We start from the raw sequence: 15,325 nt of genomic DNA, 5'->3' as shown, positions 1-15,325 counted from the left end.
CAACTTCGGCGCCCAGGGTGCCTGGGAGATCCCCCCTGAAGGGCCGCCACCTCAGCGCCAGTCGAGGACGACCTTCCCGGACTTGCCCGATTTCATCGCCGCAAACCCTTCGCGGAACTCGTGGGCCGGCATCCGGTGGGTGATCACGCGGCTCACGTCCAGACCGTTCTGCAGCATCGCGATCATCTTGTACCAGGTCTCGAACATCTCGCGGCCATAGACGCCCTTGATCGTGATGGCCTTGAAGACGATACGCGACCAGTCCACCGGGGACTTGCCCGGCGGAATGCCCAAGAGCGCGATCTTTCCGCCCATGATCAGGCTCTCGACCATCTGGTCGAGCGCCTGCTGGCTGCCCGACATCTCCATCCCGACGTCGAACCCCTGCCGCATCCCGAGCTCGGCCACGACATCGCGCAGATCCTCGCGGCCGACCTCGACCGTCCGGACATCCCGGCAGACCTCCCGCGCGAGGGTCAGACGGTCGGGATTGACGTCGGTGATGACGACATGACGCGCGCCAGCATGCCGCGCGACGGCGGCGGCCATGATCCCGATCGGCCCGGCCCCGGTGATCAGGACGTCCTCGCCCAGCAGATCGAAGCTCAACGCGGTGTGGACCGCATTGCCGAGCGGATCGAGGATCGCGCCGATCTCGTCGGGAATGTCGTCGGGCAGCGGCACGACGTTGAAGGCCGGCAGCCGCAGGTATTCCGCAAAGGCCCCCTGCACGTTCACGCCGATCCCGCGCGATCCTGGGTCGAGGTGGAACTTGCCCGACCGGCTCTGGCGGCTCTCGACGCCCACGACATGCCCCTCGCCCGAACATCGCTGACCGATCTCGAGCCCGGTGACGTTGCGGCCGATCTCGACGATCTCGCCCGCGAATTCGTGGCCGGTGATCATCGGGGCGGGCACAGTCGCCGCCGCCCACTCGTCCCAGTTCCAGATATGGATGTCGGTGCCGCAGATGCCGGTCGCGTTCACGCGGATCAGCACGTCGTCGGGGCCGATCTCGGGCACCGGTGCCTCGATCATCCACAGGCCTTCTTCGGGCCGCGACTTCTCCAGCGCCCTCATCGTTCCCCCGCTCACGCGATCACGCCCAGCTCGCGGCCGACCTTGCCGAAGGCCCCGAGCGCGCGGTCCAGCTGCTCGCGGGTGAAGGCCGCGCTCATCTGCGTGCGCAGCCGCGCCTCTCCGCGCGGCACCACGGGATAGAAGAACCCCGACACGTAGACCCCCTCCTCGAAGAGCCGCGCGGCCATCTTCTGCGCGAGCTTCGCATCGCCCAGCATCACCGGAATGATCGGGTGATCGCCTTCGAGCAGCTCGAACCCCAGGCCCGTCAGCCCCTCGCGCCAGTATTCGGCATTCTCGAAAAGCCGGGCGCGCAACCCGCTTCCCTCCTCGACAAGGCGGATCGCCTCGATCCCGGCCGCCACGATCGAGGGCGGCAACGCGTTGGAAAAGAGATAGGGCCGCGCGCGCTGGCGCAGCAGGTCGATGACAGCCTGCGGCCCCGCGACATAGCCCCCCATCGCGCCGCCCAGCGCCTTGCCGAGCGTCCCGGTCAGGATGTCGACCTCAAGGCCGAAATGATCCGGCGTGCCCGCGCCGCGATCGCCCATGAAGCCCGTCGCATGGCAATCGTCGACCATCACGATGGCATCGTATTGCTCGGCCAGCCGCTTGATCCCCGGCAGATCGGCAAGATATCCGTCCATGGAAAAGACGCCGTCAGTCGCGATCATCACATGGCGCGCGCCGGCCTCGCGCGCTTCCTTCAGCTTCGCTTCGAGATCCGCCATGTCGCTGTTGGCATAGCGATAGCGCTTGGCCTTGCAGAGCCTGATCCCGTCGATGATCGAGGCGTGGTTCAGGCTGTCCGAGACGATCGCGTCCTCGGGCCCCAGAAGCGGCTCGAACAGGCCACCGTTCGCGTCGAAACAGGCCGCGAACAGGATCGCATCGTCCGTTTTCAGGAACTCCGCCAGCTTTCGCTCGAGGTCGCGATGCAGGTCCTGCGTGCCGCAGATGAACCGGACAGACGCCATGCCGAAGCCCTTCTCGTCCATCGCCTCGCGCGCGACGCGGATCAGGTCGGGATGATCGGCGAGCCCCAGATAATTGTTCGCGCAAAGATTTATGACGTCGCGCTCGCCCACCGCGATCTCGGCGGACTGGGCCGACGTGATGAGACGCTCCTGCTTCATCAGGCCGTCGGCATCGATCTCCGAAAGCGTCTTCTGCAGGTCTGCGATGAAACGGTCCGACATGAGGCCTCTCCAGTGATTGCGCCGTGTTCCGGCATGATGGACGAATTTCCGCGATAGTGGAAGGCATGCCGGAACCGCCCCGATCCGCTAGCCGCCCTTCACGACGAGAAAGGCCCGCGCGGCCCCGCAGGCTTCGAGCCGGTGCGGCACGTCCGCCGCATAGCGTGCCGTTTCGCCCGCGCGCAGGGGATGGGCCGCCGCGCCGCTCGTCACGGTCAGCGCGCCCTCGATCACCGTCACGTTCTCCTGCGTCCCACGGGCATGCGCGGTCGAGGACAGCGCGCCGCCTTCCTCGAACCGCAGCTCATAGACTTCGTGCCGCCCCGCATCCTCGGGCGGCGACAGGATGCGGATCGTGCATCCCGTGCCCCTGTTCGCGATCGTCGGGACGTCTTCGGCGCGCAGCACCTCGATCGCGCTCGCCCGGCTTTCCTCCAGCAATCCCGCGAAATCGACTCCCAACGCCCGCGTCAAATTCCACAGCGTCGAGACGGTGGGCGACGACGCGCCCCGCTCGATCTGGCTGACCATGCTGCGCGACACGCCCGAGAGCCGCGCCACAGCGTCGAGCGACAGGCCCCGCGACTGGCGCGCCCGTCTGAGCCGTTCGGGAAGCAGCGAAAGGATCGCATCGGGGTTTTCCATGATCGCTGAACCTAGATCCCCGATGCATGTCTTTCCAGCGCCCGGAATCGGCCCCGCCCCCTCGGCAGGCGGTCCGCCAAATGCGAAAAGGGCCGCGCACCCCGTCGGGGGTGGCGGCCCGTATCGGGCCGGAGCACGGCATCGCGCGCTCCGGCCCGTCATGCGCTCCGGCTTACTGCCAGGACTGGACGAGCTCGTCGTAGGAGATCGTCTGCGGCTCCTCGTCCTCGCTCTCGAGCGCGGGCTTCGGTGCGCCCGGCTGTTCGAGCCAGTATTCCGCACTTTCGGGCTCGTTCAGCTTGGGCCCGAGATCGCCCTGCACGCCGGCCCGTTCGAGCCGCTCCATGACGTTCTCCATATCGGCGCAGAGCGTGTCGAGCGCCTCCTGCGTCGTCTTGGCCCCCGACATGGCATCACCGATATTCTGCCACCAGAGCTGCGCGAGCTTGGGATAGTCGGGAACGTTCGTCCCCGTGGGCGACCAGCGCACGCGGTCGGGCGAGCGATAGAACTCGACCAGCCCGCCGAGCCTCGGCGCACGTTCCGTGAAATGCTCCGATTTGATCGTGCTCTCGCGGATGAAGGTCAGGCCCACATCGGACTTCTTCACGTCCACCGTCTTGGAGGTGACGAACTGCGCATAGAGCCATGCGGCCTTGGCGCGGTCGGTGGGCGTCGAATCGAGGATCGTCCAGGATCCCACGTCCTGGTAGCCGACCTTCATCCCCTCTTCCCAGTAGACGCCGTGCGGCGAGGGAGCCAGGCGCCATTTCGGCGTGCCGTCCTCGTTCATGACGGCGGGGCTGTCGACCAGCGGTGCCACGAAGGTCGTGTACATGAACATCTGCTGCGCGATGTCCCCCTGCCCCGGAACCGGCCCGGCCTCGGAGAAGGTCATGCCCGCGGCCTGGGGGGGCGAGTAGTTCTGCAGCCACTCGATCGCCTTCTCGACCGCATAGACCGCCGCGGGCGAGTTCGTGGCCCCACCGCGTTCCATGCAGGCGCCCACGGGCTGCGACTCCTCGTTCACGCGGATGCCCCATTCGTCGACCGGCAGGCCGTTCGGCTCGCCCGCGTCGCCCATGCCGGCCATCGACATCCACGCATCGGTGTACCGCCAGCCGAGAGAGGGGTCCTTCTTGCCGTAATCCATGTTGCCCCAGACCGAGGTCGGCTCACCCTCGATATAGCTCATGTCGCGGCCGGTGAAGAATTCGGCGATGTCCTCGTAGGCGGCCCAGTTCACCGGAACGCCCAGCTCGTAGCCGTATTTCTCCTGGAAGTCGGACTTGGTCTGCTCGTCGTTGAACCAATCGTAGCGGAACCAGTAGAGGTTCGCGAATTGCTGGTCGGGCAGCTGGTAGAGATTGCCGTCCGGCCCGGTGGTGAATTCCAGCCCGATGAAATCCTCGAGGTCGAGCGTGGGCGACGTCACGTCGGCCCCTTCCCCGTCCATCCAGTCCGTCAGGTTGACCGCCTGGCCATAGCGCCAATGCGTGCCGATCAGGTCGCTGTCGTTGACGAAGGCGTCATAGACGTTCTGGCCCGACTGCATCTGCACCTGCAGACGTTCCACCACGTCGCCCTCGCCGATGAGGTCGTGGGTCAGGTTGATGCCGGTGATCGCGCTGAAGGCGGGTGCCAGGACCTGCGCCTCGTATTCGTGGGTCGTGATCGTTTCGGACACGACGTTGATGTCCATGCCCTGGAACGCCTCGGCCGCGTCGATGAACCACTGCATCTCCGCTTCCTGCTCCTCGCGGGACAGCGTGGACATGTCGCCGATCTCGGCGTCGAGGAATTGTTGCGCCTCCTCCATGCCGGCGAAGGCCGGCGCGGAAAGCGCGGCCGCCACCGTCAGCGCGGTTGTCGATTTCAATAGGGCGTTCATGTTTACCTCCCAGTTATTCGGAACGCGACGTATGTGCCCTCAGACCGTGCGAAAGATCACCGCGGCGAGGACGAGGGACGCGAGAAGCGCCCCCCATTGCGAGACCGGCACGAGCGCCAGCCACGCGAGATTGACGAAGGCCGCGGCCAGAAGCGCGATGAAGAGCCTGTCCCCCCGCGTCGTCTCGATCCCGAGGACACCGCGGCGCGGCGTCTCGGGATGGCGGATCGCGAGATAGCTCATCACGCCCAGGATCGCCGCGATGATCACGAAGAAGGCCGCCGTGGGCCATGTCCAAGCCATCCACGCCATCACGCCGCTCCTTCCGTTGAACCGGCCCGCATGGCCCTTCGGGGGTGCCGGATCGCGGTCACGACCATCACACCCTCCCCAGGGCAAAGCCCTTGGCGATGTAGTTGCGCACGAAATAGATCACGAGCGCGCCGGGAATGATCGTCAGCACGCCCGCCGCCGCCAGTACGCCCCAGTCGAGCCCGCCCGCCCCCTGCGTTCGCGTCATCGTGGCCGCGATGGGCTTGGCGTCGACGCTCGTCAGCGTGCGCGACAGCAACAGCTCGACCCACGAGAACATGAAGCAGAAGAACGCGGCCACGCCGATCCCGCTCGAGATCAGCGGCATGAAGATCCTCAGGAAGAACCGCCCGAAGGAATAGCCGTCGATATAGGCGGTCTCGTCGATCTCCTTCGGGACGCCCCGCATGAAACCTTCGAGAATCCAGACCGCCAGCGGCACGTTGAAGAGGCAATGCGCCAGTGCCACGGCGATATGCGTGTCAAAGAGCCCGACCGAGGAATAGAGCTGGAAGAAGGGCAGCGCGAAGACGGCCGGCGGGGCCATGCGGTTCGTCAGCAGCCAGAAGAACAGGTGCTTGTCGCCCATGAAATTGTAGCGGCTGAACGCATAGGCCGCGGGCAGCGCCACGGCGATCGAGATCACCGTGTTCATCAGCACGTAGATCAGCGAGTTGACGTAGCCCATGTACCACGACGCATCGGTCAGGATCGTCTCGTAATTCTGGAACGTCAGATCCTGCGGCCAGAGCGAGAAGTTCCCCAGGATCTCGGCATTGGTCTTCAGGCTCATGTTCACGAGCCAGTAGATCGGGATCAGCAGGAACAGCAGGTAGAGCGTCATCACCACGGCCGATCCGTTGATCCGCGCGCCGCGCCTGAGTTTGGTGTTGGCATTCGCCTCGGTCACGTCGCCGGGCAGATGCGCCGCACCGGGGGCGGCCGTGCTCGTATCGGTCATCGGCCGCTCTCCTCTTTGTCGAGATTGGTCATCACGATGTAGAAGACGTAGGAAATCACCATGATGACGAGGAAATACATCAGGCTGAACGCCGCCGCGGGCCCGAGGTCGAACTGCCCCAGCGCCATCTTCACGAGGTCGATCGACAGGAAGGTCGTGGCGTTGCCCGGTCCCCCGCCGGTCAGCACGAAGGGTTCGGTGTAGATCTTGAAGCTGTCCATGAAGCGCAGGAGGATCGCGATGGTCAGCACGCCCCGCATCTTCGGCAGCTCGATATAGCGAAAGACCGACCAGCGGCTCGCCTGATCGATCCGCGCGGCCTGGTAATAGGCATCGGGGATCGAGCGCAGCCCCGCATAGGCCAGCAGCGCCACCAGCGACGTCCAGTGCCAGACATCCATCGCGATGACCGTGGCCCAGGCCGCGTAGAAGCCCTGCGTGTAGTTGTAGTCGATCCCGAGCGCGTCGAGCGTATGGCCCAGAAGCCCGATATCGACCCGCCCGAAGATCTGCCAGATCGTGCCCACCACGTTCCACGGGATGAGCAGCGGCAGCGACATGAGCACGAGGCAGAAGGACGCCCAGACCCCCTTCTTCGGCATGTTGAGCGCGACGAAGATCCCCAGCGGCACCTCGATGGCGAGGATGATGCCCGAAAAGACGATCTGTCGGCCCAGCGCGTTCCACATCCGCTCCGAATGGAGCATCTCGTCGAACCAGGCGAGGCCGGCCCAGAAGAACTGGTTGTTGCCGAACGTGTCCTGCACCGAATAATTGACCACCGTCATCAGCGGCACCACCGCCGAGAACGCCACCAGCACCAGCACCGGCAGGACGAGGAACCACGCCTTCTGATTGTCGGTCTTCATGCCGCCTCTCCTTTCGACGGGACGCGCCATTCGTCCTCGTAGACATTGACGCCGCCCTCGACGAACTGGACGTGGGTTCCCCCGTCCGGAACGCGCGCCCCCTCGTTCACGATGGCCGCGACCTCCTGCCCCGACATGTCGAGGCGCACGATCTTGTGCCGCCCGACATCCTCGACCCGGCGCACGCGCGCGGGCAGCCCGTGCTCGCCCAGGCGGATATATTCCGGGCGCACGCCGATCTTGGTCGCGCCGCCCCGCGTGGCATAGCTCGTCCCGAGGTCGAACTGCGTGCCCGCGATCACCGCCTTGGTCCCGTCGATCCGCGCATCGAACAGGTTCATGCCGGGCGAGCCGATGAAATAGCCGACGAAGGTATGGGCCGGCCGCTCGAACAGCTCGTCGGGCGTGCCGATCTGCACCACGCGCCCGTCATGCATCACCACCACCTTGTCGGCGAAGGTCAGCGCCTCGGTCTGGTCGTGGGTGACGTAGATCATCGTGTGCCCGAACTCGCGGTGCAGCGTCTTGAGCTGGGTGCGAAGCTCCCATTTCATGTGCGGGTCGATCACGGTCAGCGGCTCGTCGAAGAGCAGCGCGTTCACGTCGTCGCGCACCATCCCCCGGCCCAGGCTGATCTTCTGCTTGGCATCCGCCGTCAGACCCGCCGCCCGCCGGTCGAGCACGTCCTCCATGTCGATCATCCGCGCCACGCGGCCCACGCGATCCGCGATTTCCGATTGCGGAAGCTTCCGGTTCCTCAGCGGAAAGGCCAGGTTCTCGCGCACGCTCATCGTGTCGTAGACGACCGGAAACTGGAACACCTGCGCGATGTTGCGATCCGCCGTCGGCAGATGCGTCACGTCCTTCCCGTCGAAGAGCACGCGGCCGTGGCTCGGGATCAGCAGCCCCGAGATGATGTTGAGGAGCGTTGACTTGCCGCAGCCCGACGGCCCCAGCAGCGCATAGGCCTCGCCGTCGGTCCAGTCGTGGTTGAGCTCCTGCAGCGCGAAATCCGACGGCGATTTCGGGTCCGGGTGATAGCTGTGGGCGAGCGTGTCGAGGGTAATCTTGGCCATCACGCGGCCTCCGCATAGGTCGCGGGCCGGGCGAGCGTGCCGTCCGCCCCGAAGAGATAGACGTGCCGCGGCCTGAGATAGACGGCCAGCGACTCGCCCGGCGTCAGGTGCCTGATGCCGTGGACCAGCCCGACCCAGCGCGCGCCCTCGTGCTCGACATGGACGAAGGTCTCGGACCCGGTGATCTCGGTCACGCGCAGCACCGTGTCGAAGCGGATCGCCCCCTCCTCGGGGTCGAGCGACAGATGGTTCGGCCGGAACCCCGCCATGTAGCTCCCCTCCGCGACATCGCCGCCCAGCCGGTCCGCGGACATCTCGGCCCCCGCGCCGAAGCGCAGCGTCCCGCCGGTCTTCTCGACCTCGACGAAGTTCATCGGCGGGTCCGAGAACACCCGCGCCGTCGTCGCATCCGCCGGCTTGCGGTACACGACCGGCGTCGGCCCGAACTGCGTCACACGCCCCTCCCAGAGCGTCGCGCAATGGCCGCCCAGCAACAGCGCCTCCTCGGGCTCGGTCGTGGCATAGACGAAGATCGCGCCCGATTTCTCGAAGATCCGCGGGATCTCGGCCCTCAGCTCCTCGCGCAGCTTGTAGTCGAGATTGGCCAGCGGCTCGTCGAGCAGGACGAGCCCCGCATCCTTGACGAGCGCGCGCGCCAGCGCGCAGCGCTGCTGCTGCCCGCCCGACAGCTCCAGCGGCTTGCGGTCGATCTGCGGGCCCAGCTGCATGAGGTCGGCCGTCTCGCGCACCCGCCGGTCGATCTCCTCCCGACCGATCCCCATCAGCCGCAGCGGCGAGGCGATGTTGTCGTAGACGCTCATCGAGGGGTAGTTGATGAATTGCTGGTAGACCATCGCGACCTTGCGGTCCTGCACGCGCTGCCCGGTCACGTCCTCGCCGTTCCAGAGCACGCGGCCCCCGCTCGGCTGGTCGAGCCCCGCCATCAGCCGCATGAGCGACGTCTTCCCGGCGAGCGTCGGGCCGAGCAGCACGTTCATCGTGCCTTTCTCGAGCGTCAGGTCCGTCGGGTGGACATGCGTCCGCCCTCCGACGACCTTCGATACGTTTTCCAACGTCAGCGTCACGATATGCCTCCCTGATCGAGCCCGCCGTGCCGCCTGCCCGCCCCCGCCCGCCATCTTGCAAGGCGCGCGGGGCCGTTCGGGGCATCCGCCGGGCCTCCCAACCCGACGACACCGTCTCGATATGGCGAAACGCTAGGTGATTCCCGCGGACTTGAAAAGAGCCATGTTCGCTCTCTTTCGTTTTGCCCAATCTTGACCCAGCGTAAGTCTCTGTATCCTCTGCCCTTATCCGATCCTGCCTGCAAAACGCATCGCTATTGCCAAAAAATCCTGCATTCGCGAAAATGCACGAAAACCGGCTTTGCACAAACGAAGATCGCGGCACCCGATCTTCGCGGAGGACTCGATGTCGCAGACCATCAGGCACCCCGAGATCATCGACATCGCCCGCCGCGAGGGCAAGGTCACGGTCGAGGGGCTGTCGGCGCATTTCGGTGTGACGCTCCAGACGATCCGCCGCGACCTCGCCGATCTGGCCGAGGCCGGACGCCTCGAACGCGTGCATGGCGGTGCCGTCCTGCCGTCGGGGACCTCCAATATCGGCTACCAGGACCGGCGAGAACTCAACGCCGAGGCCAAGGCCGCCATCGCGCAGGCCTGCGCGGGCGCGATCCCCGACGAATGCTCGGTATTCCTCAATATCGGCACCACGACCGAGGCCGTCGCGCGCCACATGCTGTCGCATCGCAACCTGCTCGTCGTGACGAACAACATGAATGTGGGCCAGATCCTCGCCGACAATCCCGATTGCAACGTCGTCGTCACCGGCGGCGTGCTCAGGCGGTCCGATGGCGGCCTGATGGGCGATGTCGCGACGACCTCGATCCGGCGGTTCAAGTTCGACATCGCCGTGATCGGATGCTCGGCCATCGACGACGAGGGCGACCTGCTCGATTACGACATGCAGGAGGTCGGCGTGACCCGCGCCATCCTGCAACATGCGCGACAGGTCTTCCTCGCGGTCGACAGCTCGAAATTCGGGCGCAAGGCCCCCGTGCGCGTGGCCTCGCTCGCCGATCTGCACCGCATCTTCACCGACGCGGCCCCGCCCGACCGCTTCGCCGCGCGCTGCCGCGACGCGGGCGTCGCGATCACCAGCGCCGGCTGAACCGGGCCGCCCGCCTCAGCGCGGCGGGATCGTGGTCGCGCGCCGCCGCCGCACCGCCTGCACCGCCGACAGCACCAGCAGCCCCGCGATCGCCGCGACGAACGCGGCCGAGATCGGACGCTCGAGGAACACCATCGGATCGCCCCGGCTGATCAGCAGCGCGCGCCGCAGGTTCGTCTCGATCAGCGGCCCCAGCACGAAACCCAGAAGCAGCAGCGCGGGCGAGAACCGCGCAAGCGCCAGCAGATACCCCCCGAGGCCGATCGCCGCGACCGCGACGATGTCGTAGGTCAGCCCCCTGACCGAATAGACGCCCAGACAGATGAAGATCAGGATCGCCGGATAGAGCCAGCGGAACGGGATCCGCAGCAGCGCGACCCAGATCCCGATCAGCGGCAGGTTCAGGATCAGAAGCAGCAGGTTGCCGATCCCGAAGCTCGCCACGAGGCCCCAGAACATCTCCGGCCGCGCGTCGAGCATCATCGGACCCGGCTGCACCCCGTGGATGACGAGCGCGCCCAGCATCAGCGCCATGATCGGATCGCCCGGAATTCCCAGCGTCAGCGTCGGCACGAAGGCCGTGATCGCCGCCGAATTGTTCGCGGCCTCGGGCCCCGACACGCCCTCGATCGCGCCCTCGCCGAAGCGTTCGGGCCGCCGCGCGACGCGCCGCTCCATCGCGTAGCTCAGGAATGACGACAGCGTCGATCCCGTCCCCGGCAGCGTCCCGAAGAAGCTGCCCAGCGCCCCCCCGCGCAGGGTCGGAAAGGCCATGCGCCGTAGATCGTCGCGCGTGGGCGTCATCTGCCGCAGGCCGATCCGTTCGGCCACGGATTGCCGCTCGGGGTCGCGGACATTGCCGATCACCTCGGCCACCCCGAAAAGCCCCATGGCGAGCGCGACGAGGTTCACCCCGTCGAGCAGCTCCGTCTGCCCGAACGTGTAGCGCATGACGCCCGAATTCACGTCCGTCCCGATGCAGCCCAGCAGCATGCCCAGAACGATCATTGCGAAACCCTTTGCGGGCCGTGCGCTGCCGATCGTCGAGGCCGCGACGAGGCCCAGCACCATCATCGCCGCGTAATCGGCCGCCCCGAAGGCCACCGCCACGCGCGACAGCCATCCCGCCATCAGCACGAGAACCACGATCCCGATGACCGACCCCGCGAAGGACGACGCCATCGCGGCGAAAAGGGCGGGCCCCGCCCGTCCCGAACGGGCCATCGGATAACCGTCGAGCGCTGTGACCGCAGATTGCGGCGTTCCGGGCAGCCGCATCAGGATCGACGCGACCGCGCCGCCGTATTGCGCGCCGTAATAGACGCCCGCCAGCATGATGAGCGCGGCCTCGGCCGAGATGTAATAGGTGATCGGCAGCAGAAGCGAGATCGCCGCCATCGCACCGATCCCCGGCAGCACGCCCACGAACGTCCCGAGCACGACGCCCAGCACGCAATAGACCAGCACCCCCGGCTGCAACGCGAAGCTCAGCCCCGTGAGGAGTCCTTCCCAGGTTCCCATCGCGCGTTCAGACCCCTCGCGGCCAGAGCGGCAGCGACATCTGCAGCCCCGCACGGAAGATCAGCACCGTCAGGGCCGTCACCACGACCGCGAGGCAGATCCGCCAGACCCATCCCCGCCGCGGCGCGGGCAATGTCGCGACGACGACGCCCGCGAAGGACGCCACGACCAGCCCGAGCGGCCGCAGCCCCAGCCCGAAGACGAGGATGGAGGCCAGCACTGCCACCGCCGCCCAAGGCTCGACCGCGGGGGCATCGCCCGCCCGCCCGAGCGCGGGCAGCGCCACGACCAGCCCGATGACCGCGAGCATCGCGCCTAGCACGAGCGGAAAGGCCCCCGGCCCCATCTGCCTGAGCGATCCCGCATCGTAATGGACCAGGGCCCAGCCCGCCGCCGCCGCGCCGATCGCGGCGAGGGCGAGCCCGCCCAGGATATCGGGCCAGTCGCGCCGCATGCCGGACCTACTCCGCCTCGATGCGGTCGATGACGGTGCCCCACATCTCGGTATCGGCCGAGATGCGTTGCGCCATCTCGTCCGCCGTGCCGGGGGCCGCCTGCCAGCCGATGGCCAGCAGCTGGTCCTGCACGCCTTCGTCCTGCAGGATCTCGTCGATCTCGGTCGTCAGCCGCTCGATCACGGCCGGGTCGGTGCCCGCGGGCGCGATGAAGCCGTTCCAGAGTTCGGCGCGGAAATCGTCGGGAAGGCCCGCCTTTCCCGCGATGACCGGCACGTCGGGGGCCTGCGCGAAGGGCTCGGACGATGTGATGCCCAGCATCCGCATGCCCCCGCCCTCGACATGCGGCAAAGCCGCCGAAGGGGCCATGAAGCCCGCGTCGATCTCGCCGCCCATGATCGAGGTCGTGACCTCGGCATAGCTCGTGAAGGGGATGTGCAGCATCTCGACGCCCGCATCCTCGGCAAAGAGCTCGGCCGTCAGATGCGCGCCGGACCCCTGCCCGACCGACCCGTAGGCGATGGCGTCGGGTTCGGCGCCCGCGGCCTCGACGAAGCCTTCGAGATCCTCGATCCCCGAGGAGGTCGAGACCGCGAGGACCAGCGGCGACGTGGCGATCAGCGTGACGGGGGCGATGTCGGCCTCCACGTCGTAGCCGGTATCGCCCATCATCCGCGGCGCGGTCGTGAGCGGCCCGTTGATCGTGGTGCCGAAGGTCAGGTCGTCGCCATCCGCATTGGCGAGCATCTGCTGCACGCCGATGACGCCGCCCGCGCCGGGGCGGTTCTCGATCACGACGGGCTGGCCAAGCCGTTCGGCCAGCGGCTCCGTCACGATGCGGGCGAGCGTGTCGGGCGACGAGCCGGCCGGAAAGCCGACATAGATGTGGAGCGGCCCGGAGGGCCAGCCGTCCTGCGCGAAAGCGGGCCCGGCCGCGAGGGCGAGCGCGCATCCCAGCGCGGCGCGGCGCGTGATCTGAATGGTCATTCTGAGGTCTCCTCCTTGGCTGCGCGCAAGGAACACCACCTGCGCGTCCGAGGCAATGGCCCGCGCCACCGCCAGAGGGGGGAGGTTTCGCGGCGAAACCGTTGCGGCTGACGACAGTGCGGAGCGCGCGGAGTTCACGAAACGGATGGCGCGGGACCGGCCACCGCCCGGAGGGGCCGGGGCGACGCGGAAGGCCCGGGAGAATGGCGGGCTGTACGCGGCGGGTCCGCTGTGATCCTGTCGTCGGGGGATGCGGGCGATGCCCGCGACGAAGGGGGGAGACGACGCGATGAGGAAGGGCTTTCTCTTCGACGTGTTCGGAACGCTGGTCGATTGGCGCAGCGGCGTGGCGGATCGACTCGGAGCCGAGTTCGATAGGCGCGGGATCGACGCCGATCCAACCGATGTCGCGGATCACTGGAGGAGCCTCTACGCGCCGTCGATGGAGCGGATTCGGTCGGGGGCGCGCAACTACGTGCCGCTCGACCTGCTGCACCGGGAGAACCTCGACGAGACGCTTGCGGAATTCGGGATCGGAGAGACCTTCGACGCGGATGCGCGCGCCGACCTCGGGCGGGCATGGGAGGCATTGCCGCCATGGCCCGACGTCCATGAGGGGATGCGGCGGCTGCGGCCGCTTGGATACCTCGCGCCCTGCTCGAACGGGTCGGTCGCGCTGTCGGTGCGGCTCGCGCGGTTCGCGGGGCTGCACTGGGACGCGATCGCGGGTGCGGAACTCGCCCGCGACTACAAGCCGAAGCCCGAGGTCTATCTCGCCTCGGTCCGTGCGCTGGGGCTCGACCCGCATGAGGTGGTGATGGTCGCGGCGCATAATTCCGACCTGGCCGCCGCGCGGGCGCTGGGGCTCGGCACGGCCTTCGTCGCGCGACCGACGGAACACGGGCCCGCACAGACGAGCGACCTTTCCCCCGAGGACGACTGGGATCACGTGGCGCGCGACCTCGGCGAACTGGCCGCGCGGATCGAGGCAAGGGGCTGAGAGGCGGCGAGGCCCCGGGAAAAAATCACGCGGACCCTCGGATTTCGGATCGCGATCTGCCTATGGATGGCCGCACCCGAGGCGAGGAGACGAGAATGGCCCCGATCCGCTTCGTCCTGCGCAACACGCGCGAGACGGTCGAGATGTACTGGATCCTCGCGAGGATCATGGTTCCGGTCGTCCTGGCGACCGAGCTGCTGAAGGATCTGGGCGCGCTCGAGATCGTGGCGCCCGCCTTCGGTCCGGTCATGGCGCTGGTCGGGCTGCCGCCGGAGCTGGGGCTTGCCTGGCTCACAGGGCTGCTGGTGGGGATCTGGGGCGCGCTGCCGATCATCTTCGCCCTCGTCCCCGTGGATGCGCTTACCGCGGCCGACATGACGATCTTCTCCTCGCTGCTGCTGATCGCGCATGGCCTGCCGATCGAGCAGCGCATCGTCGCGAAGGCGGGTCCGGCCTTTTTCGTCACCGCGCTGGCGCGGGCGCTCGGCGGATTGCTCTATGCGTGGCTGCTGCACGTGATCCTGTCGGCGACCGGATGGCTGTCGCGGCCGCTCGACCCCGCATGGGTGCCGATGGGCGGCGGCGCGGAGGGCTGGGGCGCGATCCTCGCCGGGCTTCTCGAAACGCTCGTCGTGATGTTCGGGGTGCTCTGGCTGCTCTGCATCGGGCTCGACCTGCTCAAGCAGAGCGGCATCCTCGACCTGCTGGTCCGGGGGATGGCGCCGATCCTGCGGCTCGCGGGGATGAGCCGCGAGGCGGGACCGCTGGCCGCGATCGGGCTCTTCCTCGGGATCTCCTATGGCGGGGCGTTCCTGATCCGCGAGGCACGGTCCGGCACGATCCCGCCGCGCGAGGTGTTCCTGACCTGCATCTTCATGGGATTCGCCCACAGCATCATCGAGGACACGCTGGTGGTCATGGCGCTCGGGGCGGATGCGATGGGCGTGCTGGTCGGCCGGCTCGCCTTCGCGATCGCGATGACGGCGCTGACCGCGTGGATCCTCGGCCGCCTGCCCGAGCGGGTGTTCCTCGGCTGGATCTTCCGCGATCCGGGCCCGGCGGCGGCGGGGCCCGAGGGCGCGCGCGGCTGAAGGCGCGGCACCGGCCCTTTCGCGCCGTGCCCGGGGATGCTAGGA

At 67.5% G+C, this 15,325-nt stretch carries 15 protein-coding genes; 3 read left to right on the top strand and 12 right to left on the bottom strand.

Features of this window, described 5'->3' with window-relative positions; translation table 11 throughout:
* Positions 1-51: 51 nt before the first annotated feature.
* The 9 genes from tdh to RVY76_RS03235 form a co-directional block, all read right to left on the bottom strand.
* Positions 52-1,080, bottom strand: coding sequence for an L-threonine 3-dehydrogenase (tdh, locus tag RVY76_RS03275; RefSeq protein ID WP_317375815.1), 1,029 nt, complete (start codon positions 1,078-1,080; stop codon positions 52-54).
* Positions 1,081-1,091: 11 nt separating this feature from the next.
* Positions 1,092-2,279, bottom strand: a complete 1,188-nt coding sequence (locus tag RVY76_RS03270; protein WP_317375813.1) for a glycine C-acetyltransferase — start codon at positions 2,277-2,279, stop codon at positions 1,092-1,094.
* 87 nt (positions 2,280-2,366) lie between these two features.
* Entirely contained in the window at positions 2,367-2,927 is a 561-nt protein-coding gene (locus tag RVY76_RS03265) for an XRE family transcriptional regulator (protein WP_317376702.1), read from the bottom strand.
* A gap of 169 nt (positions 2,928-3,096) precedes the next feature.
* Positions 3,097-4,815, bottom strand: coding sequence for an ABC transporter substrate-binding protein (locus RVY76_RS03260; RefSeq protein WP_317375811.1), 1,719 nt, complete (start codon positions 4,813-4,815; stop codon positions 3,097-3,099).
* A gap of 39 nt (positions 4,816-4,854) precedes the next feature.
* Positions 4,855-5,127 carry a DUF2160 domain-containing protein gene (locus RVY76_RS03255; RefSeq protein WP_317375810.1) on the bottom strand — a complete coding sequence of 91 codons (273 nt, stop codon included), beginning with the start codon at positions 5,125-5,127 and terminating at the stop codon, positions 4,855-4,857.
* Positions 5,128-5,194: 67 nt separating this feature from the next.
* On the bottom strand, positions 5,195-6,088 hold the full coding sequence (locus RVY76_RS03250; RefSeq protein WP_317375809.1) for a carbohydrate ABC transporter permease: 894 nt from the start codon (positions 6,086-6,088) through the stop codon (positions 5,195-5,197).
* On the bottom strand, positions 6,085-6,957 hold the full coding sequence (locus RVY76_RS03245) for a sugar ABC transporter permease (protein WP_317375808.1): 873 nt from the start codon (positions 6,955-6,957) through the stop codon (positions 6,085-6,087). Before RVY76_RS03245 ends, RVY76_RS03250 begins: the two co-directional genes overlap by 4 nt.
* Positions 6,954-8,033, bottom strand: coding sequence for an ABC transporter ATP-binding protein (locus RVY76_RS03240; RefSeq protein WP_317375807.1), 1,080 nt, complete (start codon positions 8,031-8,033; stop codon positions 6,954-6,956). The genes RVY76_RS03245 and RVY76_RS03240 overlap by 4 nt, the downstream gene beginning before the upstream one ends.
* Positions 8,033-9,118 (bottom strand): ABC transporter ATP-binding protein, encoded by a 1,086-nt coding sequence (locus RVY76_RS03235; protein ID WP_317375805.1) that lies wholly within the window; start codon positions 9,116-9,118, stop codon positions 8,033-8,035. Before RVY76_RS03235 ends, RVY76_RS03240 begins: the two co-directional genes overlap by 1 nt.
* A 346-nt stretch (positions 9,119-9,464) precedes the next feature.
* Here RVY76_RS03235 and RVY76_RS03230 point away from each other — a divergent pair, with 346 nt between their 5' ends.
* Entirely contained in the window at positions 9,465-10,226 is a 762-nt protein-coding gene (locus RVY76_RS03230; protein WP_317375803.1) for a DeoR/GlpR family DNA-binding transcription regulator, read from the top strand.
* A 15-nt stretch (positions 10,227-10,241) separates the two neighbouring features.
* Here RVY76_RS03230 and RVY76_RS03225 read toward each other — a convergent pair whose 3' ends face one another.
* The 3 genes from RVY76_RS03225 to RVY76_RS03215 are packed head-to-tail and all read right to left on the bottom strand — an operon-like array spanning position 10,242 to position 13,189.
* Positions 10,242-11,747, bottom strand: coding sequence for a tripartite tricarboxylate transporter permease (locus RVY76_RS03225; protein ID WP_317375802.1), 1,506 nt, complete (start codon positions 11,745-11,747; stop codon positions 10,242-10,244).
* Positions 11,748-11,754: 7 nt separating this feature from the next.
* Positions 11,755-12,201, bottom strand: coding sequence for a tripartite tricarboxylate transporter TctB family protein (locus RVY76_RS03220; RefSeq protein WP_317375801.1), 447 nt, complete (start codon positions 12,199-12,201; stop codon positions 11,755-11,757).
* A gap of 7 nt (positions 12,202-12,208) precedes the next feature.
* Positions 12,209-13,189: a tripartite tricarboxylate transporter substrate binding protein gene (locus RVY76_RS03215; protein ID WP_317375800.1), complete on the bottom strand. Its 981-nt coding sequence runs from the start codon at positions 13,187-13,189 to the stop codon at positions 12,209-12,211.
* Between the two features lie 259 nt (positions 13,190-13,448).
* Between RVY76_RS03215 and RVY76_RS03210 the strand changes: the two genes are divergently transcribed.
* Positions 13,449-14,189, top strand: coding sequence for a haloacid dehalogenase type II (locus RVY76_RS03210; protein WP_317375799.1), 741 nt, complete (start codon positions 13,449-13,451; stop codon positions 14,187-14,189).
* Between the two features lie 95 nt (positions 14,190-14,284).
* The gene (locus RVY76_RS03205; RefSeq protein ID WP_317375798.1) at positions 14,285-15,280 is read left to right on the top strand and encodes a nucleoside recognition domain-containing protein; all 996 of its coding nucleotides are present in this window, start codon (positions 14,285-14,287) and stop codon (positions 15,278-15,280) included.
* Positions 15,281-15,325 lie beyond the last annotated feature (45 nt).

Source organism: Palleronia sp. LCG004 (genome assembly GCF_032931615.1).
Taxonomy (GTDB): domain Bacteria; phylum Pseudomonadota; class Alphaproteobacteria; order Rhodobacterales; family Rhodobacteraceae; genus Palleronia.
This window is presented reverse-complemented; position numbering and strand designations above follow the sequence as displayed.